Below are 23,339 nucleotides of genomic sequence, written 5' to 3' on the forward strand. Positions count from 1 at the left end.
GTCGTCAGCGCCGGGGGTCCATCGGGTCGAGGCGGGCAAGGAGCTCCGCGAGGGTGCGGCGCTCGGCGGCGTCGAGCGGGGCGAGCAGTGCCTCCTCGGTCGATATGTGGTCGGGGAGGACGCGGTCGACGAGCTCTCGTCCCGCCGCCGTCAGCTCGACCAGCTTGCCGCGTCCGTCCTCGGGGCGGGGCAGCCGGGTCACGAGGCCGAGCGCCTCCAGGCGGTTCAGTCGCTGGGCGACGGCGCTGGTGGTGATCATCGACTCCTGCGCGAGCGCCGCCGGGGCCAGCCGGAAGGGCGCGCCATGACGGCGCAGGGTCGCGAGCACGTCGAAGGTCGACGCGTCGATCCCATGCGCGGCGAAGGTCGTCTCCAGCTCCCGTTCCATCGCTGCCGCGGCGCGGCTGAGCCGACCGACGACGGCCATGGGCGACGGGTCGAGGTCGGGTCGCTCGGCACGCCACTGCTCGAGGATGCGGTCCACGTGATCCATGGCGCCCATCGTACTAGCTAAGCGGTGAGTTACACTGGCTCAGTGCTTAGCCATCCTCGTCGTCTCGTCATCGTCACCGCTGTCGCGCCCGTCCTCTGGGGCACCACGTACGTCACCTCCACCGCCTTCCTCGTCGCCGACCATCCGCTTCTCACGGCTACCCTGCGCGCGCTGCCCGCGGGCCTCCTGCTCCTCGCCCTCGGCCGCGAGCTCCCGCGCGGGGCGTGGTGGTGGCGGTCCGGCGTGCTCGGGGCGCTCAACATCGGGGCGTTCTTCGCGTTCCTCTTCATCGCGGCCGATCGGCTGCCGGGCGGGGTCGCGGCGGTCATCGGCGGCATCCAGCCGCTGCTCGTCTCGGCGCTGGCGGCCCGGATCCTCGGCGAGCGGATGCCGCTCCGGGTGATGGCGGCTGGGATCGTCGGGCTCGCGGGCGTCGCGCTCATCGTCCTCCGGGCAGACGCCCGTCTCGATGCGGTCGGCATCGTGGCCGCGCTCGCGGGCGCGTTCTGCATGGCGGTGGGTGTTGTGCTCGCGAAGCGGTGGGGTCCGGATCACCCGCCGCTCGTCACGACGTCGTGGCAGCTGCTCGCCGGCGGGATCCTCCTGGCTGCCCTCACCGCGACGCTCGAGCCGCTGCCCGTCGCTCCGCTCACCGCCGTCAACGTGGCCGGATACGCGTACCTGGCTCTCGTCGGCACGGCGGTCGCGTACCTCCTCTGGTTCCGCGGGGTGCGTGCCCTCCCGGCCCGGGTGCCCGCCTTCCTCGGGCTGCTCAGTCCGGTCGTCGCCGTCACGATCGGGCTCTGCTGGTCGGGTGAGACGCTGACCGCCTCCCAGGCCGTGGGGATGGCGCTGGTGCTCGTCTCCGTCGGCGCGTCCGTCGCGGTGCGGACGACGCAGCCGCGCGTGCCGCGGCCGGAGGGCGGGGGAGCGGACCCGTTCGCGCCTGGCAGGATGTCCCGGTGACGCATGACCGGGACCGCCGCCGACCCGACGTGACGACCGTGGAGGTCGTGGGCGGGCAGCCGCCGCTCACGGTCGGGCTGCAGGAGCACGATCCCGGCTGGGCGGAGGCGTACCTCGTGCACCGGCGGCGGATCCTCGACGCGGTCGGCGACGCCGCGCTCGCCGTCGAGCACATCGGCTCCACGTCCGTGCCGGGGCTCGCCGCGAAGCCCATCGTCGACGTCGTGGTCGTGGTGGCCGACATCACGGCCGAGGAGGACCACGTCGCGCGTCTCGTCGCCGCCGGCTACGACCGGCGCGTCCGAGAGCCCGGGCACCGCCTGGTGCGCACGCCCGCGCGCGACGTGCACGTGCACGTGTACGAGGAGGGCGACCCCGCCGTGGAGGCGTACCTGCTGCTCCGCGACCGGCTCCGCGCGGATCCGGCCGACCGCGACCTCTACGAGCGCACGAAGCGGGAGCTCATGACCCGCCGGTGGGAGTCGATGGACGCCTACGCGGACGCGAAGACCGCCGTGATCCAGGGGATCCTCGCCCGGGCGCGGGCGGCGCGCACGTCCTGACGCGTCTCGGAGCAGCGCACGCCGCTGCCAGGCTGGTCGCGTCGCGTGGATCCGCCCGCGCGCGAGACGGGAGACCCATGACCGCCGTGACGCTGATCCGCTCCGCCGCCCTCTCGGACGCCGCCGAGTACGCCTACGCCGCCACCGCACCCGCCGACGCGCGGCTCGTGTTCCTGGCGGGATCCTGCCCGCTCGACGCGGACGGCCGCACGGTCGGCGTGGGGGATCACGCGGCGCAGGCCGCGCGCTGCGTCGAGAACCTGCGGGTCACGCTGGAGGCGGCGGGCGCGACGCTCGCGGATCTCGTCAGCACGCGCGTGCTCGTCGCCTCGGACCGCCAGGCGGACCTCGTGACCGCGTGGGAGGTCGTCCGCGACGCGCTCGCGCCGCACGACCCGCCGAGCACGCTGCTCGGCGTCACCGTGCTCGGCTACGACGACCAGCTCGTGGAGGTCGAGGCGGTCGCGGCCGTCGTGGACTGACCGGGGCTGCGACGGCACCGGAGCGCGCTGGCCTGCCGGGCGTCCATCGCGCCGAGCCGCGCGGCCCGGCACGCGCGACCCGGGTCCCTCAGTAGTCGTGTCCCGTGTCGGCCGGCGCCGTGGATCCGATGCGGGTGAGGTGCACCCGGCGACCCAGGCGGATGAGCGGGCGGATCATCAGCTGGATGCTGCCGACGAGGAACAGCCAGGTCCCCGCGGTGGTGGTCGACTCGGAGAAGAAGAGGATGCTGCCGGCCACGAACCACGCCGCGACCATGATGTCGTTGACGATGCTCGCGACCTCGTACTTGTGGCGGATGACGAGCTCCTCGTGCCCGATCGTGATGGTCACGGAGCGGCTCTTCCCGGGATCCTCGTGCGGCGTCACAGCGCGGAGGCCCGCCATGCGTCGACCGCGGCGACGAGCTCGGCGCGGCGGTCGTCGGGGAGGAACGAGGCCTCGAAGGAGTTGCGGGCGAGGAGCGCGACGGCGTCGTCGTCGAACGCGTGCGCCACGCGCAGCTGCCGGAGGTTCTCGCCGAGGTAGCCGCCGAAGTAGGCGGGGTCGTCGCTGTTGACGGTCGCGAGAACGCCGCGCGCGAGGAGCTCGGGCAGGGCGTGCTCGTCGAGCGTCTCGTTCACGCCGAGGCGCACGTTCGAGAGCGGGCAGACGGTCAGCGGGATCCGGTCGGCGACGAGCCGGTCGACGAGCGCGGGATCCTCGAGGCAGCGCACCCCGTGATCCACCCGCTCCACGCGCAGCAGGTCGAGCGCCTCGTGGATGTACGCCGGCGGACCCTCCTCGCCCGCGTGCGCGACCGCGTGCAGGCCGAGCTCCCGGGCCCGCGCGAAGACGTCGACGAAGAGCGACGGCGGGTAGCCGACCTCGGCGGAGTCGAGCCCGACGGCGAGGATCTCGTGGGCGCGGCCGGCGACGGACTCGAGCGTCGCCATCGCCTCCGCCACCGGGCGGTCGCGGAGGAAGCTGAGGATCAGGCCGCCCGAGATGCCGTGGCGCACGCGCGCGTCGCGGAGGGCGTCGAGGAGGCCGTCGACCACGTCGTCGACCGGCACGCCGCGCGTGGTGTGCGCCTGCGGGTCGAAGGACATCTCCACGTGCCGGACCCCGTCGGCCGCGGCCCGCTCGAGGTACGCGGCGGCGAGGTCGTGGAAGTCGCGGCGGGTGCGCAGGACCGCGGTGCACGCGTAGTAGAGGTCGAGGAACGACTGCAGGTCGGTGAAGGCGTAGCGCGAGCGGAGGTCCTCGATGTCGGCGTAGGGCAGCTCGACGCCGTTGCGCTCGGCCAGCTCGAACACCAGCTCGGGCTCGAGGGTGCCCTCGACGTGGAGGTGCAGCTCGGCGGTGGGCGGGAGCGTGGAGATCATCCGTCCACGGTAACGGGCGGGGGCGGGGTCGCTGCCGGGTGCAGGACGCGTCCGTAGGCTCGGGGGATGGAGGCGTTCGAGGTCACGGTGCTCGGGGAGCGCTGGCGGATCTCGGAGCGCGAGCCGCGGGGCGCGACCCCGACGTACGACCTCGACTGGCTCAGCGGCCCGGCGGAGGGCACGTACGGGTTCACGGTCGGCGGAGCGCCGCGCACGCCCGAGCAGCTGATCGCGGAGGCCACCGCGTTCGTGGACGACTTCTCGGAGCCCGGCGGCATCGGCGAGGACTTCGCGGGATTCGTCCCGGCCCGCTTCCGCCGCGAGGGGTGAGCGCGGCGGCGTCCGGTGCGGGCCGGCACCCGTCGGGCGGCGGGCCGTCTGCGAGCATGGCCGCATGGATCCCGACGACGAGCCCGACCTGGTCCCCGAGCTGCTGGTCACCGACCTCGCCGCGAGCCTCGCGTTCTGGCGCGACCTCTGCGGCTTCACCGTGCGGTACGACCGCCCCGCCGAGGGCTTCGCGTACATCGCCCGCGGCGGCGCTCACCTCATGCTCGAGCAGACGGGCATCATCCGGAACTGGGTGAGCGGGCCGATGGAGCGGCCGTTCGGGCGCGGGATCAACTTCCAGATCGGCGTCGAGGACGCCGACGCGATGGCCGAGGCGCTCGCCGCGGCCGGGGTCGCGCTGTTCCTCGAGCCGGAGACGACCTGGTACCGGATCGGCGACGAGGAGACGGGCGTGCGCCAGTTCCTCGTCCAGGATCCCGACGGCTACCTCGTGCGCTTCCAGTCGTCGATCGGGCGGCGGCCGGTGGAGGAGTCCGCCGGCTGAGGGCAGTGCCGGCTGAGGGCACCGCCGGCTGAGGGCGCCGCCGCGGCCCGCCCGGGTCCGGGCGGGCCGCGGACTTCATCCCTCCGCGATCCCCGCGGGCAGGGTCGCGCCGGCCGCCGTGAGGGCGTCCACGAGCCCCTGACCGCTCACCGTGGCGGTCTTCTGCCCGCCGATCGTGAGGGTCGGCGTCCCGGTGACGCCGGCGGCGGCCGCCGTCTCGGTGTTGGCGGTGATCCAGCCGGCGTACGCGCCCTTCTCCGTGCAGGTGAGGGCCTCGGCGTCGGTGACCCCCTGCGAGCCGAGCCACGAGGAGAAGTCCTTCCCCGTCCACGAGTCGGTCGCGGCCGAGTGGTTGGCGAAGAGCGCGGAGTGCACGCCGGGCCACGCGGACGGGTCGTGCTGCAGCACGCACGCGGCGGTGCTGCCGGCGGCGCGGCCGTAGTTCGTGACGATCCGGATGGGGTGGTAGACGACGCGCACCTGCCCGGATGCCGCGACGCGGTCGAGGAGCGGGCCGGTCGCGGCCTCGTACTCCTGGCAGTGCGGGCAGGAGTAGTCCTCGTAGATGTCGAGCGTCACGGGCGCGTCCGCGGCGCCGACGGAGACGGCGTCGGGCTCGGTGGTCACGTGCGCCTCGCCGCCGCTCGCGAGCTGCACGGTGGCGTCCGCGGTGGGCGCCACGCTGCCGGCGGATGCCTGGTCCCGGAGGAGGCTGGCGCCGCCCCAGATGCCGGCGACGAGGATCACGACGGCGCCGGCGACGCCGAGCTGGGTGAGGAGGCGGCGGCGCTTGCGACGCGCCTCCTCGAGGCGCCGCTGCGCGTTCGCCTTCTCCCGGATCTCGCGGGTGCGGTCGCGGTCGGCGCTGGTCCTCTTGCTCATGATGCGGTGCTCCTGTCGGTGGGTCGGATTCGGTCGGGATGGAGGTCGGGGCGGGAGGGGACGGGGTGGATGCGCGCGGTGCGCGCCGCGTGCCCGATCACGGCGCCGGCCGCCGCTCGTCGGCGCGCTCGTCGAGGGCGGACAGCCGCGCGTTGTAGGCGCGCAGCTCGGCGTCGTCGTCCCGCGCGGCCGCCCGGTCGTAGCGCGTGGCGGCGCGCTGCTCGGATCCGGACCACTGCCGGACGACCATGAGCGCCACGAGCACGACGGGCAGCTCGCCGGCGCCCCACGCGATGCCGCCGCCCGCGGCCTGGTCCGCGAGCAGCTGCGCGTCGGTCTGGAGGCCGAGCTGATGCCACCAGTCGATCGCGAGGATCTGCGTGCCCGACATGATCGCGAGGCCGAAGAACGCGTGGAACGCCATGGTGGCGAGCAGGAGCATCAGCCGGATCGGGTAGGGCGGGCGCGTCGGCCCCGGATCCACCCCGATCAGCACGAAGAAGAAGAGGTACCCGCTGAGGAGGAAGTGGACCGTCATCAGCATGTGGCCCTGGTGGGTGGCGAGCGACCACTCGAACCACGGCGTGTAGTAGAACGCCACGAGGCTCCCGGCGAAGACGACCGCGGCGACGATCGGGTTCGTCACGATCCGGGAGTACCGGGAGTGCGTCGCGACCAGCACCCACTCGCGCACGCCGCGGCTGCCGTCCTTCCGAGCCGGCAGCGCGCGCAGCAGCAGGAGCGCGGGGGCGCCGAGCACGAGCAGCGGCGTTACGTACATCATCAGCAGCATGTGCTGGATCATGTGGGTGCTGAAGTGCACCGCCCCGTACACCGCGGGCCCGCCGCTCGTGGCGTAGACGAGCATCGCGCAGCCGAGCAGCCACGGCACCGTGCGCGCGGCCGACCACGCGTCGCCGCGCCGGCGGAGGCGCCGCACCGCGACGAGGTAGAGGCCGGCCATGACCGCCGCCAGCCCGAGGAACAGGACGTTCGGGTGGACGGCCGTGAGCATCCGCAGCGGCGTGACGGGGTCGGGGAACGTGAAGCCTATGAGCGAGGCCAGCGGGTCGACGTCCGCGATGGTCGTCTGCGGCACGGGCGGGGCGCTGCGCGAGAGCGCCACGGAGACGCCCATCGCGACGGACATGACGACGACCTCGCCGACCGCGAGCCGGAGGAACGCCGTGCGGCGGGTCGCGTCGCGGACGAGCCCGGGGATGAGGATCCGGCGGTGCGCGAACCCGGCGACGCCGAGCCCGATGAGGATCGCCGTCTTCACCAGCAGGAGGAGCCCGTACGAGGTGGTCACGAGGTCGAGCGGCGAGCCGATGCGGAGCGACGCGTTGACGGTCCCCGACAGCGCGACCGCGACGAACGCCCACCCGGCGAGCGTCGAGTAGCGGCCGACGACCGCGGGCAGCGCGCCCTTCGCGAGCCGGTGGCAGAGGATCACCGCGACCAGGCCGCCGGCCCAGACCGTGACGCCGACGAGGTGGATCCCGAGGCTGTCCACCGCGTTCGCGTGCTCGTACGTGCCGGCGGCGTGACCCGACAGCGACAGCGGGAGCAGCGCGGCGAGCGCCACGGCGGCGGCGACGCCGATCCCCGAGACGCTCCGCGTCCAGGCGCTGATCCCGAAGGCCACGGCCACGCAGACGAGGGACGCGAGGAGGGTCTGGCCGAGCTCGAGCTGCAGCGTGAAGTAGCCGAACTGGCCCCGGAAGGTCGGGGAGGTGAGCGGGACGCCGATCACGTTCGCGCCCGAGAGCGCGAGCACGGCGATGCCGGCGGCCAGCCACACGGCGGCGGCGCGCGATGCCCAGCGGGCGGCCGTCCACTGCGCGGCGCTCGCCATCCCCGGGTGCCTCCTCTGCCCGGGCAGCGCGAAGGCGGCGACCACGAGCAGCCCGATGGTCACCGCGGCGGCCGCGTCGTGGACGACGCGCGCGACGGGCAGGCCGTAGGTGACGACGTCGCCGGGATCCACGAGGAGGGTCTGCGTGGTCGCGCCCGTGAAGGCGGCGGCCGCGAGCGTCACGGCGACGGCGAGCGGCAGGCACGCCCACAGCAGCGCGGGGCGCGCGCGGATCCGGATGCGGGGGACGGACAGCGTGCGGGGCTCGAAGACGGGATCGTCGGGATCCGGATCGTCGTGGTCGGCGCGCGGGGCGGTGGGCAGGGCGGAGCGTGGGGGCATGGGGGTGTCCTCGGTCGGCGCCGGGTCGGGGCGCGACGGGACGGCCGGCCCCCCGGGCCCGGGGATCCGATCGGGTCGGATCGCTCGGGATCGCGGGGAGGCGGGCGCGTCGGGGTGCGCGTCGGAGGACGCGCGAGGGCACGACGCCCCGAGGCGTCGTGCGTCGTCCGGGCGCCGTCGGGCGCGCCGGATCGGGAGGGGCCGGATCAGGCGGCGGCGGGCGGCCCGCGGTGGGGGAGCGCCGCGACGCAGACGCCGAGGTCGCGGATGCCCGCGCGGATCGAGCGCGCGACGCGATGGCGCACCTCGGCGCGCGGCACGACCTCGAGCGAGGCGACGCGGATCAGCACCCGGAGGCGCGTGCGCGCGAGGGCCACGAGGTCCCAGAAGGCGCGCTCGCCGGATCGCAGCGCCGCGATCGTGAGGACGGCGGCGAGGAGGTGCGCGATCCACATCGAGGATCCGTGGTGCATGCCGCCCATGTCCGCCGCGCCGGTCGCGGCGCTTCCGGTGCTGATCAGGTGGCCGCCCATGCCGTGGTGCCCGCCGACGACCCGCATGGTCGTCGAGGTGGGCGCGCCGACGGAGAAGAGGAGGTGCAGGACGGCCTGGCTGCTCGCGACGGCGAGGGCGAGGCGGGCGGTCGAGACCGTGCGGCCCGCGAGCAGGACGCAGGTGGGCACCGCGAGCGCCGCCGCGAGGACGAGTCCGACCGCGCCCGGGACGGGCCCGCCGCCGGCGAGGTGCGACAGCATCGACACGAGGATGGCGAAGGCGGCCGTGACGGTGCCGCGCACGACGCGCGTCCCCCGCCCGGCCATCGCCAGCGTCTCCGGATCCCTCATCTGCACGACAGCCTAGGTGCGTCCCCCGGGGAGACGGTGGGCGGCGGCCGCGGACCGCGCGCTCGGCCCGGGCCTACGGCTGCGGCTCGCCCATCGGGCCGGACGGGGCGTCGTCGCCGACGCCGCCCGCGGGCTCGCCCTCCCAGGACTCCAGCGTCCACTCTGTGCCGGATCCCTCGAGCACCACGACGCCGGTGTTCTCCAGGGCGTGGTCGGCGACGAAGGCTGCGTCGAGGCCCCGGGCCCGCAGGCCCGACCAGCAGCGGATGGCGGCGCCGTGGCTGACGAGCGCCACCGTGCGGTGGCCCGACGCCTCCGCCTCCGCGACGACGGCGTCGAACCGCGCGGCGAACTCGCGCCCCGACTCGCCGCCCGCCAGGCGCAGCTCGTCCTCGCCGGCCACCCAGCGGATCATCGTGTCCAGGTACTCCATGACGGCCGCGCGGTCGCCGCGCATCTCGAGGTCGCCGGCCGCGATCTCCCGGATCCCGGCGCGCTCGACGGGCGCGAGGCCGAGCGCCCGCGCGAGCGGCGCGGCCGTCTCGTGGGTGCGGACCATGGTCGAGACGTGCAGCGCCCCGATCGCCTCGCCCCGCAGGGTCTCCGGCAGGCGCGCCGCCTGCGCGCGTCCGAGCGCCGTGAGCCCGGGACCGGGGATGCGGGTGTCGAGGGTGCCCGCCACGTTGGAGTCGGTCTGGCCGTGGCGGATCAGGATCAGGCGCATGCCCCGACGCTACCGCCGAGGAGCGGGCCGGAGCCGTCAGGACCGGTCGGGCACCAGCCAGACGGCCGTGTCGGGCGGCAGCATCCTGGCGACGTCGCCGGTCGAGCTGACGACGACGCGGAACCCGGTCGGCAGCGGCACCGGATCCGTCCCGAAGGCGATCCAGCACTGCACGGCGCCGCGCCGGAACGCGAGCACGTCGGGCGGCGCCTCGAGCCAGACCAGCGGCTCCGTCGGCACCAGGAGCGCGCGGCGGGCCGCCAGCAGCCGGCGGTGGTGCTGCAGCGTCGACGCCGGATCCCGCTCCTGGCGCTCGACCGTCAGCTCCGCCCAGGAGGTCGGCTGCGGGAGCCACGGCTCGGCGCCGCCGTCGGGGACGCCGGCGGAGAAGCCGAAGGGCGCGGCGTCCCCCGACCAGGGCAGCGGGACGCGGGAGCCGTCGCGCCCCGGGTCGGTGCCGCCCGAGCGGTGGTGGATCGGGTCCCGGCGCCGCGCGTCGGGCAGGTCCTCGACCTCGTGCAGCCCCAGCTCCTCGCCGAAGTAGAGGTAGGCGACGCCGGGCAGGGCCATCGTGAGCGTGACGGCCGCCCGCGCACGACGGCGGCCGAGGTCGAGGTCCACCGGGTCGACGCCGAAGCGCGCCCGCTGCTGCTCGTTGGAGGCCCGGAGCTCCGGCTGCTCGCGGCCGTAGCGCGTCACCTGACGGACCACGTCGTGGTTGGTCAGCGCCCAGGCGCTCGGCGCCCCCGACAGCGCGGCCTTGGCCAGTCCGTCGTCGATGACCCGTCGCCAGGGATCGGCCCGGAACGTCACGTGCAGCGGCTCGAACTCGAACGCGGTGTGCAGCTCGTCGGGCCGGAGGTACAGCGGCAGCCGCTCCGGCCGGGCGACCCACGCCTCCGCGACGAAGACCCGCGGCGGATCGTAGGAGTCGGCGACCCGGCGCCACTCCCGGTAGACGTCGTGCACCTCGTCCTGGTCCCAGCCCGGGTGCGCCTCCGTCCGCCGGTCGGCGCCCAGGCCGTCCGGGAGGCCCGGCGCCTTGGCCAGGCCGTGCGCGACGTCGACGCGGAACCCGTCGATCCCCCGGTCGAACCAGAAGCGCAGCACGTCGACGAACTCCGCGTGCACCTCGGGTTCCGTCCAGTCGAGGTCGGGCTGCTCGGGGGCGAACATGTGCAGGTACCAGTCGCCGAGGCGTCCGTCGGCGTCGGTCGTGCGCGTCCAGGCCGGCCCCCGGAAGCAGCTCTCCCAGTCGTTCGGCGGCAGCTCGCCGTCGGCGCCCTTCCCCTCGCGGAACAGGTAGCGCGCCCGGGCAGCGGGGTCGCCGGCCAGCGCCGCCCGGAACCAGGGGTGGGCGTCGGAGGTGTGGTTGGGGACGATGTCCAGCAGCACCCGGAGCCCGAGGTCGTGCGCCTCGGCGATGAGGGCCTCCGCGTCGGCCAGCGTGCCGAACATCGGGTCGACGTCGCGGTAGTCGGACACGTCGTAGCCGACGTCGACCATGGGCGACGGGTACCACGGGTTCACCCAGATCGCGTCGACGCCGAGCGCGGCCAGGTACGGCAGGCGCGCCCGGAGGCCGGCCAGGTCGCCCACGCCGTCGCCGTCGCCGTCCGCGAAGCTGCGGAGGAACACCTGGTAGATGGCGGCGCTGCGCCACCACGCGTCCGCCGTCGCCGCCCCGGACGCGGACGCGGGCTCAGAGCGCGGGCTCGGGACGGCGGCCACGACGGCCCTCCGGGACGCGGACGGCGGGCGGGCAGGTCGGCCTTGAGTCGCTCACCCCTTGACCGCCCCGCCGCCGAGACCCGCCACGAGGTACTTCCGCGCGAAGACGGCGATGAGCACCACGGGGATCACGAGCGCGATGCTCGCCGCCGCCAGCGTCTGGTACGTGGAGATGTCGTCGGCGCCCTTCTGCGCGGCGATGAAGACCGGGATCGTGACGGCCTGGTTCTGCGTCAGCGTGAGCGCCACGAGGTACTCCTGGAACGCGACCAGCAGCGTGAAGACGCCGGCCGTGACGAGACCCGGGCCCATGAGCGGCACGATCACGCGGCGGAAGGCGCCGAAGCGGCTGCAGCCGTCGATCATCGCGGCCTCGTCGAGCTCGGTCGGGATGTCGCGGAAGAACCCGACGAGCAGCAGCAGCGTGAACGGCATGTTCACCGCCACGAGTGCCGCGGTGAGCGCGATGTTCGTGTCGTAGATCCCGAGCGCCTGGCTCATCTCGTAGAACGGCAGCACCACCGCGAACCGGGGGATGGTGCGGAGGATCACGGCGAGCACGAGCAGCAGCGGCCCGATCACGCCGGCGTAGCGCGCGAACGCGTACGCGGCCGGGGCGCCGACGACGAGCGCGACCACGACCGTGAGCAGCGCCACGATGAAGGTGTTCACGAGCACCGCGGCGAACCGGGTGCCGCGCCACAGGTCCACGAACGCGTCGACGCGCGGCTCGAACACCCACGTCGGCGGGTTGGTGAAGGCGTCCTGGAAGGGCTTGATCGCCGTCAGCAGCGCCCAGAGGAAGGGGCTCAGGGAGATGAGCACGATGACCACGAGCGCGGCGCCGGCCCAGAGGGAGCCGATCGCCTCCCGGCGGCGGCGCTCCCGGGCGGTGAGGGTGCGCACGTCGCCGGGGGCGCGACGGCGGCCGGTGGGCACGAGCGGGGTGGATGCGGTCATGCGGCCCGCGCCCCCTTCCAGGTCTGTCGGAGGAACGGGATCAGCAGCACGAGCGTGATGAGGATGGTGACCACGTTGACCGCGCTCGCCACCCCCAGCCGGTACGACTCCCCGAGGGCCACCTGGTACACGAACACCATGAGCGACTCGGTGCCGACGCTGCCGGCGGCCGGGGTGATGATCCGGATCGAGTCGAACACCTTCAGGCTGTCCATCAGGCTGATCAGCGTCACGAAGGAGAACAGCGGCGCGAGCAGCGGGACGATCATGTACCGCTGGCGCTGCCACCAGCCGGCGCCGTCGAGCTGCGCGGCCTCGAGCGGCTCCTCGGGGAGCGTCTGGAGCCCGGCGAGGAGCACGAGGATGACGAACGGCGTCTCGTGCCAGAGCGCGTGCAGGCCGATGAGGACGCGGGCGGGCCCGGTCTCGGTCAGCCAGTCGACGTGCACGCCGAAGACCGCGAGGCCCTGGTTCACGACGCCGCCGAAGATGTCGTTGAACAGCCAGGAGAAGTTGAGCGCGCCGATCACGGTGGGCACCACGTAGCTCGCCATGAGGAGCCCGAGGATCACCATGCGGCCGCGCTCGATGCGGTTGAGCAGGAGCGCGATGCCGTAGCCGACGATGAGCTTCGCGATCGTCATGACGATCGCGTAGGTGATCGTGAAGGCGGCGTCGCGGCCGAAGCGGCGGTCGGTGAAGATCTCGACGTAGTTCGCGACGCCGTTGAAGACGCCGGGCTGGCCGACCGGCACGTTCTGGAAGCTCCAGACGAGCGTGGTGATCAGGGGCACGATCAGCAGCCCCGCCATCAGGATGATGGCGGGGGCCGTGAACGCGGCGAAGGTCCTGAGCCTCATGCCCGGGAGCGGAGGCGGGGCCGGGTGCCGGGGATCCCGCGCATCAGGGCGCGAAGCCCGCCGTGGCGATGGCCTGCACGGCCGCCGCCTGGAGCTGGGTCGCGCCGTCCGCGGAGGAGAGCGTGCCGTCGACGACCTGCGCGAGGATCGGCGCCATCGCGGCGAACACGTCGGACATGTACGGCACGAGCGGCAGGCCGTTCGGGTTCTCGCTCTCGAGCACGTCGCGCGCGGCCTCCTCGAACGGGAGGTCGGCGGCCTGCGCCTGCGTGGTGCGGGCCGGGATCGTGGCCTTGGCGGCCTCGGCGGCGGCGTCCGCGCCGGTCGCGACGCCGAGCAGGTCGAAGAGGAGGTCCTTGTCGACCTTCGAGTTCGCGGCGATGGAGAGGCCGTCGACCGAGAGGCTCGTGGCGGGGGTGCCGCCCTCCTCGACCGCCGGCGGCACGGCGAACGCGAAGTCGTCGAAGTTCTCGGTCTGTCCCTCGTCGAGGAGCGCGGAGACGCGGCCCGCGAACAGCATCGACATGGCGGCCTGGCCGGTCTGCAGCTGCGTGATCACCTCGGGCGACGACCACGAGGTCGACTGCGAGCTCATCTGCTGGTACGTGGCGCGGAGGGTGTCGAGCGCCTGGATCGACTCGGGGGTGTCGAGGGTCGGGGTCGCGGATCCGTCCTCGAACCAGGTGCCGCCGAGCGAGCCGAGGTACTGGTTGTAGGCGCTCGAGTTGTCGCCCGCGGCGTTGAAGGGGAGGGCCAGCGGGTTCTCCATGCCGGTCTCCGTGCGGATCGTCTCCGCGGCCGCGTACATCTCCTCGAACGTCGTCGGCACCTCGATGCCGAGGTCGGTGAGGATGTCCTCGCGGTAGATGAAGATGATCGTGCCCCAGAAGGTGGGGATCCCGACCTGCTCGCCGTCGTACTGCAGCGACTCCAGCAGGGTCGGGTCGATGTCGTCGATGTCGAGCTCGTCGCCCGCGTCCGCGATGCGGTCGTCCAGGGGCTCGATCCAGCCGCGCTCGGCGTAGAGCGGGTAGACGGTGCCGTAGACCTCGACGAGGTCGTAGCTCGGGTTCGCGCCCGACATGGACTGCACGGCGCGCTGGTTCTGGCCGCCGAAGTCGGTGGTGGGCGCGTTGACCGTGAAGTTCCCGCCCGTGCAGCCGGTGGCGATCGCGTCGGTGAAGGGGTTCGTCGACGGGCTGTTGTACGAGAGCACGTTGACGGTGGTCCTCGCGTCGGGCTGGGGGATGTCGCAGGCGACGCCCGCTCCTCCCACGTCGGCGCCGGCGCCGCAGCCGGTGAGGGCGACGGTCGCGGCGGCCACCGCGGCGCCGAGCGCCAGGCGGATCGGACGGCGTCGTCGGCGGGTGGTGGCGGTGGCTGTGTCGCGCATCGGAGTCCTTCGGGGTGCGGGTCGCGCGAGGCGACGGGACGAGGAGGGTGCACGCGGGCGTGCGGTCCGTGTGGCGGACCCCGCGGGATCTCGTGCCGGAGGGCGCCGGCCGCGTCCTCCGCCCGCGAAGCGGTCCGTTAGTACACAAACTACGGGTGCGCTCACGGGCCGTGTCCGTTCCGCGACCACGCCCAGCAACGCGAAAGACCGCGGGAGGCGGGGCGGGTGGCGATCGGGCGTGCGGCGGCGCCGCGGCGCGGCCCCCGCCGGGGCCGGCCCACGACCGCCGGCCGGACCCGGACGCGGAAGGGCCCCGCGGATCCGATGATCCGCGGGGCCCTTCGACGTGGGTCGCTGCCTACGCGAACGTCGTGGCGTCGATCACGAAGCGGTAGCGGACGTCCGACTTGAGGACGCGCTCGTAGGCCTCGTTGATCTGCTCGGCCGAGATGAGCTCGGTCTCGGGCACGATGCCGTGCTCGGCGCAGAAGTCGAGCATCTCCTGCGTCTCGGCGATGCCGCCGATCATGGATCCGGCCCAGCTGCGTCGCGCGGGGATGAGCGCGAACGCGGGGATCTCGAGCGGCTCCGACGGGGCGCCGACGTTGACGAGCGTGCCGTCGATCGCGAGCAGGCCGATGTACTTGCTCATGTCGAGCTTCGCCGAGACCGTGTTGATGATCAGGTCGAACGAGCTCGCGAGCTCCTCGAAGGTCGACTCGTCGCTCGTGGCGAAGTAGCGGTCGGCACCGAGACGCAGGCCGTCCTCCTTCTTGGAGAGCGTCTGCGAGAGCACGGTGACCTCGGCGCCCATGGCGTGCGCGATCTTCACGGCCATGTGGCCGAGGCCGCCCATGCCGACCACCGCGACGCGCGTGCCGGGGCCCGCGTTCCAGTGGCGCAGCGGCGAGTAGGTGGTGATGCCGGCGCAGAGCAGCGGCGCGACCTTCTCGATGTCGAGGGACTCGGGGACGCGGAGCACGAAGTCCTCGTCGACGACGACGGCCTCGGAGTAGCCGCCCTGCGTGATGGTGCCGTCGGCCGGGTCGGTGCCGCCGTAGGTCTGGATGTTGCCCTTCAGGCAGTACTGCTCCTGGCCGGCCTTGCACTGCTCGCACTCCTTGCAGGAGTTGACCATGCAGCCGACGCCGACGAGGTCGCCGACCTTGTGCTTGCTGACGTCGGAGCCGACCTCGGTGACGCGGCCGACGATCTCGTGGCCGACGACCTGCGGGTACTGGATGGGGCCCCACTCGCCGCGGACGGTGTGGATGTCGGAGTGGCAGACGCCCGAGTAGGCGATGTCGATGGAGACGTCCTTCGGGCCGACGTCGCGGCGCTCGATGGTGGTCTTGGTGATGGGATCGGTGGCGGACGTGGCCGCGTAGGCGTTGACGGTGCGCATGGTTCTCCTTGAGCTGTCCGGTGGGGGAGGGGAGGGATCGGGTCGATCCGGCCGCGCCCTCTTCGGATGCGGTACCCCTCGACGCTACGCCCGTTCGGGGGGCGATCCGGACCGCCACCGCCCGGTTCGGTCCCCGGCGGATACCGTTGCCGAGTGTCCCCGACCTCGCCGCCCGGCCCGATGCGCACGCGATCCGGCCCGGTGACCGGGATCCGGGACGGCGACGTGATCCGGTACCTCGGCATCCCCTACGCGACGGCGGCCCGCGGCGAGCCGCCCGTGCCCGCGGTCGCCCGGATCGGATCCGACGGGCAGCCGGTCGTGCTCCGCGCCGTGCGTCCGGCGCCGGCGTGCCCGCAGCCGTCGTCGCGGATCCTCGACACCCTCATGCGCGGCGCCCTCGACGGCGTCGAGCGCTCCGAGGACTGCCAGGCCGTCTCGATCACGCTGCCCGCCGACCGCGCGCCCGGCGAGACGCTGCCCGTGATCGTCTGGTTCCACGGCGGCGGCTACACGACGGGCGCGGGCGACCTCGCGATCCACGACCCGCGCGCGCTCGTGGTGGAGCAGCGCGTGATCGTGGTCGCCGTGACCGCGCGGCTCGGGCTGCTCGGGTTCGGGGGCGGTGGATCCGGACGCCCCGGATCCGCCGCCCGACCCGCGAACCTCGGCCTCCTCGACCAGCTGGAGGCGCTGTGCTGGGTGCGCGACTCGATCGCCGCGTTCGGCGGCGACCCCGCGGCCGTCACCGCGATGGGGCAGTCGGCGGGCGGCGACGCGATCCTGCACCTCATGATCAGCGACGGCGCCCGCGGCCTCTTCCGTCGGGCCATCGTGCAGAGCCCGCCGGTGGGGATCACCGGGGGGCGCGAGCGCATGTTCCGGGCGATGGCGCGCGTGACCCGCTCGCTCCCGGTCGATGCGCCGCTCGACGCCGTGATGCGCCGGCAGGCCCGGGCGGAGGTCGCGTCGTGGGCCTCGGGGATCCGCGCGGGGCTCCCCTGGGGACCGCGCTACGGCCACGCGCCCCTCCCCGCCGAGGCCGACCGCGAGGCCGCCTGGCGGGCGGTCGCCCCGGAGGTCGACCTCCTCATCGGCACGACGCGCGACGAGACCGCGATGTACCTTCCCGCGCTCCCGGTGATCGCGCCGCTGCTCCGCGTGCCCGTGCTCGGCCGGGGACTGCGGTCGATCCTCATGCGCGCGGTCGTGCGGCCCACCACCCGTCTCGTCTACACCCGGCCCGTCCGCGCGTTCGCCGCCCGGCACCGCGCCGCGGGCGGTCGGGCGGTGCGCTACGTGCTCCGCGCGCCCCGGCGTCGAGCCCGATCAGCGCGGGCCACACCTCCGACGTGCCGCTGATCCTCGGCACGCGCGAGGCGTGGACCTCGATGGACCTCGTCGGTCCGGAGGCGTGGCCGGAGATCGCCACGCGCGGGCGGGCGGTGCGGCGGGTCTGGGCCGACTTCGCGCGCACCGGCGAGGTGGCGGCGGATGCGGACGCGCGGGCGTGCGGCATGCGGTTCGACCGGGGGTGAGCGCACGCGCCCGACGGTCCCGACCGGATACGCTCGCGCCCCGCCTGTCAAGGGGGTAGGCGACCCGCCGCCGCGGGAGTCGGCTCGACCCACCGACGGAGGGGACGACATGCGAGCGATGGTGTACCGAGGGCCGTACCGGATCCGCGTGGAGGAGAAGGACATCCCGCGGATCGAGCACCCGAACGACGCTATCGTGCGGGTCACGCGGGCGGCGATCTGCGGATCCGACCTGCACCTGTACCACGGCCTCCTGCCGGACACGCGGGTCGGCACGACCTTCGGCCACGAGTTCATCGGCGTCGTGCACGAGGTCGGGTCGTCGGTCGAGAACCTGTCCGTCGGCGACCGCGTGATGGTGCCGTTCAACATCTACTGCGGATCCTGCTTCTTCTGCGCCCGCGGCCTCTACTCGAACTGCCACAACGTGAACCCGAACGCCACCGCGGTGGGCGGCATCTACGGCTACTCGCACACCACGGGCGGCTACGACGGCGGCCAGGCGGAGTACGTGCGGGTGCCGTTCGCGGACGTCGGGCCCATGGTGATCCCCGGCGACATCCACGACGAGGACGCGCTCCTGATGACCGACGCGCTCTCCACGGGTTACTTCGGCGCCCAGCTCGGCGACATCGTCGAGGGCGACACCGTCGCGGTGCTCGGCGCCGGACCCGTCGGCCTGTACACCGCGCGCTCGGCATGGTTCATGGGCGCAGGCCGCGTGATCGTGGTCGACCAGCTCGACTACCGGCTGCGCATGGCGGAGACCTTCGCGCACGCGGAGACCCTCGACTTCTCGGCCGTCAAGGACACCGTGCTCGAGCTCAAGCGCATGACCGACGGGCTCGGCGCCGACGTCGTCATCGACGCGGTGGGCGCGGAGGCCGACGGGCACGCGCTGCACCAGATCACCGGCACGAAGATCAAGGTGCAGGGCGGATCCCCGGTGGCGCTCAACTGGGCGATCGACGGCGTGCGCAAGGGCGGCACCGTCAGCGTCATGGGCGCCTACGGGCCGGTGCCCGCCGCGATCAAGTTCGGCGACGCCGTGAACAAGGGCATCACGATGCGGATGAACCAGGCGCCCGTGAAGCGGCAGTGGCCGCGGCTCATCGAGCACATCCGCGCCGGGCACTTCTCGCCGCGGGACATCATCACGCACCGGATCCCGCTCGAGCACATCTCGGAGGGGTACCACGTGTTCTCCGCGAAGCTCGACGACTGCGTCAAGACCGTCATCACGTTCGACCACGAGTAGGAGCAGGCCATGCCGTACCGCGCGAGCGACCACCACCGTCCGATCGACGCCGACGCGCTCCGGGCCCGGATCCCCGGGTGGGGCGCCGACCTCGACCACGCCGACCGCCCGGCGTTCCCGCGCGAGCGCACCGACCTCGTCTCCGGCGCGCACTGGGACATGCCGGAGCGCCAGCCGGAGCTGAAGCCGCGCGAGCGCTCCATCGAGCACACCGAGCTGCCGCCCGTGTTCGGCACGGTCGCGCCGCTGCACGGCGTCTCGGGCGCGATCAGGCGCTACGCCTACGCGACCTTCAGCGAGGGGCGGTCCGTGCACTGGCTGCTGCTGATGCTCGGCGACCGGGTGGACGCGGCGGGCGCGCACCTCGGATCCCTCGTCAGCGGCCACCCGGACGACCCGCTCACCGAGACGGGGATCCTCACCGAGGGCGGGCACCACCCCGTCTCGTCGCGGTTCGGGCGAGGACGCGCGGACATGGAGCACGCGTGGATGGATCCGCTGATCGTGGGCGCGTGGCCCATCGCCGCGGTGGCGCTCCTGTTCGTGGTGCGGCGGAAGCGGCGCTGACGACGGGCGGCGGATCCACGCGGCTCAGCCGCCCTGCACCCGCACCGGCCCGGCACCGCGGTCGCCCAGCGCGTCGTCCGGGTTGAGCAGCCCGCACGCGCGCATCGACAGGCAGCCGCAGCCGATGCACCCCGTGAGCTCGCGCTCCAGGCGCTCGATGCTGCGGCGGCGCTCCTCGAGCAGGCGCTTCCACCGGCGCGACGCGCGCTGCCAGTCGGCGTGGCTCGGCGGCCGGTCGAGCGGCACGTCGTCGAAGGTGGACTGCACGTCGGCGAGCGGGATCCCGAGGCGCTTGGCCACCGTGATCAGCGACACCCGCCGCAGCATGTGCCGCGCGTACCGGCGCTGGTTGCCCGCCGTGCGCTCGGCGGCGATGAGGCCGAGCTCCTCGTAGAAGCGGAGGGCGGAGGCGGCGACGCCCGTGCGGCGGCTCATCTCGCCGACCGTGAGCAGCTCGCCGGGCGCGTGCCGGGGCGGCGCCGCGGCGGCCGTCGGCTCCTGCGCATCCGCCATGACCGCTCCTCCCGATTGACCTCAAGGGTACGTGAGGTTCTAACCTGGAGACCATGCGCATCACCCGCCCCGCCGTCACGACGGCCCCCACCCGTGGAGCCGCCCTGTGACCTACGTGATCGCCCTCCCGTGCGTCGACGTGAAGGACCGCGCCTGCATCGACGAGTGCCCCGTCGACTGCATCTACGAGGGCGAGCGCTCCCTCTACATCCACCCCGACGAGTGCGTGGACTGCGGCGCCTGCGAGCCGGTGTGCCCGGTCGAGGCGATCTACTACGAGGACGACCTGCCGGAGAAGTGGTCGGACTACTACACGGCCAACGTCGAGTTCTTCGCCGAGATGGGATCCCCGGGCGGCGCGACCAAGGTCGGCGTGACGCACTCCGACCACCCGGTCATCGCCGTGCTGCCGCCCCAGGGCGACCAGGCGTGAGCGCCGACCCCGACCTCTTCAAGGCCGCGTTCCGCGGGCACCCGGCTGGCGTCGCGCTCATCACGGCGCGCACCGCGGACGGACCGTCCGGCCTCACCGCGTCGAGCGTCGCGTCGCTGTCGGTGGATCCGCCCGCGCTCTCGTTCTCGGTGACGCGCGCCACGGGATCCGCCGGCGCGATCCTCTCCGCGGACAGCTACGTCGTGCACCTGCTCGCCGGGCAGCACGCCGCGCTCGCCCGGTCCTTCGCCGTCTCCGGCTCGCCGCGCTTCACCGAGGAGCAGGGCTTCCAGGAGCTGCCGACCGGTGAGCCGCTGCTCGCCGACGCGCGCGCCGCCCTCCGCTGCCGCACCATCCAGACCGTGCCGGTCGGCGGATCCGTGCTGGTCGTCGCCGAGGTCCTCGACGTGATCCTCGGGGAGCCCGCCCCGCCGCTCGTCTACCGTGACCGCCGCTTCCACCTGCTCGAGGACGACCACCCGGAGCTCTAGGCCCGGGCGGTCGTCCCGCGCGTCACGCGTTCATGAACTCCGACGGCTTCAGCGCGCGCTCCACGATGCGCACGTCGCCGATGGACGCCGGCAGCACGTGGTCGAGCCTCCCGCCGTAGAGGTTCGCGCCGAGCAGCCACGAGGTCGCGGGCGATGCCGCGGCCAGCCCGCGGTTCGCCGTCGACGGGTTCCGCACGACCGGGCAGCCGTCGACGTACATGGTCGTGTGCTGGCTGTCGTTGACGACCGCCACGTGCCACCACTGCGCCGCCGGCAGCTCGTGCGACCAGTTCGTGAGCGATCCCTGCTGGGTCGTCGGGTAGACGCACCACTGGATCTCGCGGCTGCCGGAGACGCTGAGGGTCGCGGCGGGCTCGTCCGGGTCGCCCGCGTCCCCGGGCGTCTTGCCCGCGTCCTTCGCGGAGGCGGCGCGGGAGAGGATCGCGCTGAAGCCGTCGGCGCCGCCGTCGAAGTCGGCGGGGATGCGCACGAACGCCTCGACCGTGTAGCCCTGGCGGAAGGTCGCGGCGTCGAGCGGGGCGCCCGGGACGGTGCGCAGGTAGTCGCCGCTCCTCTTGCCGCCCGTGAGGGTGAGGCTGCCGAAGCCGGGCTGGTCGTCGTGGTGCGCGGAGGCGAAGCGCAGGGATCCGGGTGCGGCACCGGCGCGGTTCGCGACCACGAGGTCGTTGCCGCGGCCGGACGCGTCGGGGATGCGCGCGGTCGTGCCGAGAGCGGATCCGTCGGCGTGCCCGTCGAAGCGCCAGTACGCGACCGTGCCGGGCACGAGCATCTGCGCGGCCGGTCGGGCGGCGCGCGCCGGGACGGGCGCGAATCCCGCGAACCGCTGCTCGAAGTCGACGGTCACCGTGAACCGGTCGACGTCGCCGGAGAGGCGCGCCTCCTCGTCCGCGAGCTCGTTGCCCATGCCGAGGCCGCCGCCCAGGATGAAGGGCGAGAGGGTCTCGACGTCGATCGCGTTCCGCTCGAGGTCCACGTGGTACAGCCGGATCATCGCGGCGCCGCCGTAGTAGCGGTCCTGGTAGTTCACGAGGTGCAGGTCGACGTCGTGCCCGGCGCGGTTCGTCATCGTCGTGCGCCCGGGCTTCCAGTAGTGCCCGTTGAGGGTGAGGAAGATCTGGTCGTGCTGGGAGATGAAGGAGTCCCAGAGGCCCTGGCCGTAGTCGTCGAGGAGGGCGGATCCGTCGGGCCTCGAGTCGACGATGTCGTGCGCCGTGAGGATCACCGGCAGCGTCGGGTGCGCCGCCAGCACGCCGCGCGCCCACTCGACGCCGCGGGCGCTCGTGCGCCAGTCGAGCGCGAGGACGAGCCAGTCGCGGCCGCCCGCCGTGAAGGTGTGGAACGAGTTGTAGCCGTCGGGGCTGGATGCGCGGTAGCTCGGCGACCTCCGGAACCGCGTCGGCCCGAACGCGTCGAGGTACGGCGTGCGGCCGCGCTGGTCGTCGCTGTCCCCGGGGACGTCGTGGTTGCCGGCGAGCACGCTCCACGCGGCGCCCGCCCTGTCGAGCAGCGTGAACTGCGCGCTCGCGGCCTGGATCTCATCCGCGGCGCCGTTCTGCGTCACGTCGCCGAGATGGGCGAGGAAGACGATGTTGTGCCGGTCCCGCTCGGCGAGCACGTACCGGAGCGACGCCTCGAGCGGCTCCGGGTGGATGGCGGCGCCGTCGAAGAGGTACTGGGTGTCGGGCAGCACGGCGATGGTGAAGCGGGGCGAGGAGGTGTCGGGCTTCCAGCGGGCGCCGGATCCCTGCTGCGCGGCGGGCGCGTTCGCGCTGTCCGTCGCGGCGGTCGCGGCGGTCGCGGCGGTGGCCGCGCTCACGGGCAGGGCCCCGCCGAGTCCGGCCACGCCGAGCGCGCCGGCCGCGCCGCTCGTGAGCAGGAAGCCGCGTCGGGAGAGGGCGGAGGGGGTAGGAGGCGTCGTCGGGTCCTTGGTCACGGGGGACGAACGTAGGCCCGCGTGGTGAACGCGGTGCGGCACCGCGGTGGACGGTCGGCGGGCGGCGGGGGAGCGCACCGTGCGCACATGGGGGCGGCCGCGGGTCAGGGACCCCCGACGAGCAGCGTGGTCGCGAGCAGCGCGGGCACCGCGCCCAGCGCCGCGAACGCGCCCGCGAGGAGCAGCGCGACATCCGGCCGGGCCGACGGCTCGTCGCGCCGGGCGGATCCGACGAGCAGCCGAACCGCGAGCGCGACCGCCACGGCGCCGCCGAGCGGGATCACGACGAGCGGCACGAGACGGCCGCCCGCGGATCCCCAGGCCGGGAGGAACGCCACGGGCACCGCGCACGCGGCCACCGCCAGGGCGACGGCGGCGGCGGCGCGCATCCGGCGGACGCGGTGGGAGGGATGACTCACCCCGGGGGGCGGACGGCCGCTCACGCGGCCGGCGGCTGGATCAGGTCCCACGCCGCGCCGTACGGGTCCTCGAAGATCGCGACGGTGCCGTAGGGCTCGTGGCGCGGCTGCTCCCGGAACACGACGCCGTGCGCGAGCATCCGCGCGTGCTGGGCGGCGAAGTCGTCGGTCTCGAGGAAGAACGCCACGTCGTCCCCGGCCTGGCGCCCCACCCGGTCGGCGTCGGCGCTGAGCGCGAGGACGAAGCCGGCACCCTCGCCGTCCGGCCCCACGACGACGCGGCGCCACCCGTTCGGCGCCGTCTCGTCCTGCCGCACGACGAAGCCCAGCGCGTCGACGAAGAACCGGAGCGCCTCCTCGTGATCGCGGACGAGGTACGTGACGTTCTGCAGCCGGATCATCCCCGCACCGTATCGCCCGCGCGCCATCGGCCTCGGCCAG

27 protein-coding genes are annotated in these 23,339 nt (G+C 73.9%); 11 read left to right on the forward strand and 16 right to left on the reverse strand.

What is annotated here, in order from left to right; genetic code table 11:
* Positions 1 to 4: 4 nt before the first annotated feature.
* Positions 5 to 493: a MarR family winged helix-turn-helix transcriptional regulator gene (locus BFL37_RS05515; RefSeq protein ID WP_086514155.1), complete on the reverse strand. Its 489-nt coding sequence runs from the start codon at positions 491 to 493 to the stop codon at positions 5 to 7.
* A 42-nt stretch (positions 494 to 535) separates the two neighbouring features.
* Here BFL37_RS05515 and BFL37_RS05520 point away from each other — a divergent pair, with 42 nt between their 5' ends.
* The 3 genes from BFL37_RS05520 to BFL37_RS05530 all read left to right on the forward strand — a co-directional run bounded on the left by BFL37_RS05520 (position 536) and on the right by BFL37_RS05530 (position 2,504).
* Entirely contained in the window at positions 536 to 1,459 is a 924-nt protein-coding gene (locus BFL37_RS05520; RefSeq protein WP_086514156.1) for an EamA family transporter, read from the forward strand.
* Positions 1,456 to 2,022 carry a GrpB family protein gene (locus tag BFL37_RS05525; protein WP_086514157.1) on the forward strand — a complete coding sequence of 189 codons (567 nt, stop codon included), beginning with the start codon at positions 1,456 to 1,458 and terminating at the stop codon, positions 2,020 to 2,022. The genes BFL37_RS05520 and BFL37_RS05525 overlap by 4 nt, the downstream gene beginning before the upstream one ends.
* 77 nt (positions 2,023 to 2,099) lie before the next feature.
* On the forward strand, positions 2,100 to 2,504 hold the full coding sequence (locus BFL37_RS05530; RefSeq protein WP_086514158.1) for a RidA family protein: 405 nt from the start codon (positions 2,100 to 2,102) through the stop codon (positions 2,502 to 2,504).
* An 88-nt stretch (positions 2,505 to 2,592) separates the two neighbouring features.
* Here the strand turns inward: BFL37_RS05530 and BFL37_RS05535 are convergent, their stop codons facing one another.
* The gene (locus BFL37_RS05535) at positions 2,593 to 2,856 is read right to left on the reverse strand and encodes a YrhK family protein (protein ID WP_346962705.1); all 264 of its coding nucleotides are present in this window, start codon (positions 2,854 to 2,856) and stop codon (positions 2,593 to 2,595) included.
* Positions 2,857 to 2,888: 32 nt separating this feature from the next.
* A complete protein-coding gene (locus BFL37_RS05540) occupies positions 2,889 to 3,890 on the reverse strand; it encodes an adenosine deaminase (RefSeq protein WP_086514160.1) in 1,002 nt (333 codons plus the stop codon).
* 66 nt (positions 3,891 to 3,956) lie between these two features.
* On the opposite strand from BFL37_RS05540, the gene BFL37_RS05545 reads away from it, so the two are divergent.
* Positions 3,957 to 4,220: a hypothetical protein gene (locus BFL37_RS05545; RefSeq protein WP_086514161.1), complete on the forward strand. Its 264-nt coding sequence runs from the start codon at positions 3,957 to 3,959 to the stop codon at positions 4,218 to 4,220.
* A gap of 64 nt (positions 4,221 to 4,284) precedes the next feature.
* Complete coding sequence (locus BFL37_RS05550; RefSeq protein ID WP_086514162.1) at positions 4,285 to 4,725, forward strand: bleomycin resistance protein; 441 nt, start codon at positions 4,285 to 4,287, stop codon at positions 4,723 to 4,725.
* Positions 4,726 to 4,800: 75 nt separating this feature from the next.
* On the opposite strand, the gene BFL37_RS05555 is transcribed toward BFL37_RS05550, so the two are convergent.
* The 9 genes from BFL37_RS05555 to BFL37_RS05595 form a co-directional block, all read right to left on the reverse strand.
* Positions 4,801 to 5,607 carry a thioredoxin domain-containing protein gene (locus tag BFL37_RS05555; RefSeq protein WP_086514163.1) on the reverse strand — a complete coding sequence of 269 codons (807 nt, stop codon included), beginning with the start codon at positions 5,605 to 5,607 and terminating at the stop codon, positions 4,801 to 4,803.
* A 97-nt stretch (positions 5,608 to 5,704) separates the two neighbouring features.
* A complete protein-coding gene (locus BFL37_RS05560) occupies positions 5,705 to 7,807 on the reverse strand; it encodes a cytochrome c oxidase assembly protein (RefSeq protein ID WP_086514164.1) in 2,103 nt (700 codons plus the stop codon).
* Between the two features lie 206 nt (positions 7,808 to 8,013).
* The gene (locus tag BFL37_RS05565) at positions 8,014 to 8,652 is read right to left on the reverse strand and encodes a hypothetical protein (protein ID WP_143331585.1); all 639 of its coding nucleotides are present in this window, start codon (positions 8,650 to 8,652) and stop codon (positions 8,014 to 8,016) included.
* A 73-nt stretch (positions 8,653 to 8,725) separates the two neighbouring features.
* Entirely contained in the window at positions 8,726 to 9,376 is a 651-nt protein-coding gene (locus BFL37_RS05570) for a histidine phosphatase family protein (protein WP_086514166.1), read from the reverse strand.
* 36 nt (positions 9,377 to 9,412) lie between these two features.
* A complete protein-coding gene (locus BFL37_RS05575; protein WP_086514167.1) occupies positions 9,413 to 11,107 on the reverse strand; it encodes a glycoside hydrolase family 13 protein in 1,695 nt (564 codons plus the stop codon).
* 51 nt (positions 11,108 to 11,158) lie between these two features.
* Positions 11,159 to 12,067, reverse strand: coding sequence for a carbohydrate ABC transporter permease (locus BFL37_RS05580; RefSeq protein WP_086514168.1), 909 nt, complete (start codon positions 12,065 to 12,067; stop codon positions 11,159 to 11,161).
* The gene (locus BFL37_RS05585) at positions 12,064 to 12,927 is read right to left on the reverse strand and encodes a carbohydrate ABC transporter permease (protein WP_086514169.1); all 864 of its coding nucleotides are present in this window, start codon (positions 12,925 to 12,927) and stop codon (positions 12,064 to 12,066) included. Before BFL37_RS05585 ends, BFL37_RS05580 begins: the two co-directional genes overlap by 4 nt.
* Positions 12,928 to 12,970: 43 nt before the next feature.
* Positions 12,971 to 14,320, reverse strand: a complete 1,350-nt coding sequence (locus BFL37_RS05590; protein WP_086514170.1) for an ABC transporter substrate-binding protein — start codon at positions 14,318 to 14,320, stop codon at positions 12,971 to 12,973.
* A gap of 358 nt (positions 14,321 to 14,678) precedes the next feature.
* Positions 14,679 to 15,725: an NAD(P)-dependent alcohol dehydrogenase gene (locus BFL37_RS05595; RefSeq protein WP_086514171.1), complete on the reverse strand. Its 1,047-nt coding sequence runs from the start codon at positions 15,723 to 15,725 to the stop codon at positions 14,679 to 14,681.
* A gap of 153 nt (positions 15,726 to 15,878) precedes the next feature.
* Between BFL37_RS05595 and BFL37_RS05600 the strand changes: the two genes are divergently transcribed.
* The 4 genes from BFL37_RS05600 to BFL37_RS05610 all read left to right on the forward strand — a co-directional run bounded on the left by BFL37_RS05600 (position 15,879) and on the right by BFL37_RS05610 (position 19,088).
* On the forward strand, positions 15,879 to 17,087 hold the full coding sequence (locus tag BFL37_RS05600; protein WP_431305853.1) for a carboxylesterase family protein: 1,209 nt from the start codon (positions 15,879 to 15,881) through the stop codon (positions 17,085 to 17,087).
* Positions 17,078 to 17,263, forward strand: a complete 186-nt coding sequence (locus BFL37_RS14875) for a hypothetical protein (protein ID WP_431305854.1) — start codon at positions 17,078 to 17,080, stop codon at positions 17,261 to 17,263. The genes BFL37_RS05600 and BFL37_RS14875 overlap by 10 nt, the downstream gene beginning before the upstream one ends.
* 109 nt (positions 17,264 to 17,372) lie before the next feature.
* Complete coding sequence (locus BFL37_RS05605; protein WP_086514172.1) at positions 17,373 to 18,521, forward strand: zinc-dependent alcohol dehydrogenase; 1,149 nt, start codon at positions 17,373 to 17,375, stop codon at positions 18,519 to 18,521.
* 9 nt (positions 18,522 to 18,530) lie between these two features.
* On the forward strand, positions 18,531 to 19,088 hold the full coding sequence (locus BFL37_RS05610) for a hypothetical protein (RefSeq protein WP_086514173.1): 558 nt from the start codon (positions 18,531 to 18,533) through the stop codon (positions 19,086 to 19,088).
* Between the two features lie 24 nt (positions 19,089 to 19,112).
* Here the strand turns inward: BFL37_RS05610 and soxR are convergent, their stop codons facing one another.
* Positions 19,113 to 19,601, reverse strand: a complete 489-nt coding sequence (gene soxR, locus BFL37_RS05615; RefSeq protein WP_086514174.1) for a redox-sensitive transcriptional activator SoxR — start codon at positions 19,599 to 19,601, stop codon at positions 19,113 to 19,115.
* A 106-nt stretch (positions 19,602 to 19,707) separates the two neighbouring features.
* Between soxR and fdxA the strand changes: the two genes are divergently transcribed.
* Positions 19,708 to 20,034 (forward strand): ferredoxin, encoded by a 327-nt coding sequence (gene fdxA, locus BFL37_RS05620; protein WP_086514175.1) that lies wholly within the window; start codon positions 19,708 to 19,710, stop codon positions 20,032 to 20,034.
* Positions 20,031 to 20,525 (forward strand): flavin reductase family protein, encoded by a 495-nt coding sequence (locus BFL37_RS05625; RefSeq protein ID WP_086514176.1) that lies wholly within the window; start codon positions 20,031 to 20,033, stop codon positions 20,523 to 20,525. Before fdxA ends, BFL37_RS05625 begins: the two co-directional genes overlap by 4 nt.
* A gap of 22 nt (positions 20,526 to 20,547) precedes the next feature.
* On the opposite strand, the gene BFL37_RS05630 is transcribed toward BFL37_RS05625, so the two are convergent.
* The 3 genes from BFL37_RS05630 to BFL37_RS05640 form a co-directional block, all read right to left on the reverse strand.
* Positions 20,548 to 22,479 (reverse strand): LamG-like jellyroll fold domain-containing protein, encoded by a 1,932-nt coding sequence (locus BFL37_RS05630; protein WP_086514177.1) that lies wholly within the window; start codon positions 22,477 to 22,479, stop codon positions 20,548 to 20,550.
* Between the two features lie 104 nt (positions 22,480 to 22,583).
* Positions 22,584 to 22,898, reverse strand: a complete 315-nt coding sequence (locus BFL37_RS05635; protein ID WP_143331586.1) for a hypothetical protein — start codon at positions 22,896 to 22,898, stop codon at positions 22,584 to 22,586.
* Positions 22,899 to 22,918: 20 nt separating this feature from the next.
* The gene (locus tag BFL37_RS05640; protein WP_086514179.1) at positions 22,919 to 23,299 is read right to left on the reverse strand and encodes a VOC family protein; all 381 of its coding nucleotides are present in this window, start codon (positions 23,297 to 23,299) and stop codon (positions 22,919 to 22,921) included.
* Positions 23,300 to 23,339 lie beyond the last annotated feature (40 nt).

It is taken from the genome of Clavibacter michiganensis, from assembly GCF_002151125.1.
Lineage (GTDB): Bacteria > Actinomycetota > Actinomycetes > Actinomycetales > Microbacteriaceae > Clavibacter > Clavibacter michiganensis_C.

Bases quoted from the DNA above. Each gene is read 5' to 3' on its own strand.
- BFL37_RS05515 (WP_086514155.1), bottom strand. From the start codon at position 493: ATGGATCACGTGGACCGCATCCTCGAGCAGTGGCGTGCCGAGCGACCC.
- BFL37_RS05530 (WP_086514158.1), top strand. From the start codon at position 2,100: ATGACCGCCGTGACGCTGATCCGCTCCGCCGCCCTCTCGGACGCCGCC.
- BFL37_RS05540 (WP_086514160.1), bottom strand. From the start codon at position 3,890: ATGATCTCCACGCTCCCGCCCACCGCCGAGCTGCACCTCCACGTCGAG.
- BFL37_RS05545 (WP_086514161.1), top strand. From the start codon at position 3,957: ATGGAGGCGTTCGAGGTCACGGTGCTCGGGGAGCGCTGGCGGATCTCG.
- BFL37_RS05550 (WP_086514162.1), top strand. From the start codon at position 4,285: ATGGATCCCGACGACGAGCCCGACCTGGTCCCCGAGCTGCTGGTCACC.
- BFL37_RS05555 (WP_086514163.1), bottom strand. From the start codon at position 5,607: ATGAGCAAGAGGACCAGCGCCGACCGCGACCGCACCCGCGAGATCCGG.
- BFL37_RS05560 (WP_086514164.1), bottom strand. From the start codon at position 7,807: ATGCCCCCACGCTCCGCCCTGCCCACCGCCCCGCGCGCCGACCACGAC.
- BFL37_RS05565 (WP_143331585.1), bottom strand. From the start codon at position 8,652: ATGAGGGATCCGGAGACGCTGGCGATGGCCGGGCGGGGGACGCGCGTC.
- BFL37_RS05570 (WP_086514166.1), bottom strand. From the start codon at position 9,376: ATGCGCCTGATCCTGATCCGCCACGGCCAGACCGACTCCAACGTGGCG.
- BFL37_RS05580 (WP_086514168.1), bottom strand. From the start codon at position 12,067: ATGACCGCATCCACCCCGCTCGTGCCCACCGGCCGCCGTCGCGCCCCC.
- BFL37_RS05585 (WP_086514169.1), bottom strand. From the start codon at position 12,927: ATGAGGCTCAGGACCTTCGCCGCGTTCACGGCCCCCGCCATCATCCTG.
- BFL37_RS05590 (WP_086514170.1), bottom strand. From the start codon at position 14,320: ATGCGCGACACAGCCACCGCCACCACCCGCCGACGACGCCGTCCGATC.
- BFL37_RS05595 (WP_086514171.1), bottom strand. From the start codon at position 15,725: ATGCGCACCGTCAACGCCTACGCGGCCACGTCCGCCACCGATCCCATC.
- BFL37_RS05605 (WP_086514172.1), top strand. From the start codon at position 17,373: ATGCGAGCGATGGTGTACCGAGGGCCGTACCGGATCCGCGTGGAGGAG.
- BFL37_RS05610 (WP_086514173.1), top strand. From the start codon at position 18,531: ATGCCGTACCGCGCGAGCGACCACCACCGTCCGATCGACGCCGACGCG.
- soxR (WP_086514174.1), bottom strand. From the start codon at position 19,601: ATGGCGGATGCGCAGGAGCCGACGGCCGCCGCGGCGCCGCCCCGGCAC.
- BFL37_RS05640 (WP_086514179.1), bottom strand. From the start codon at position 23,299: ATGATCCGGCTGCAGAACGTCACGTACCTCGTCCGCGATCACGAGGAG.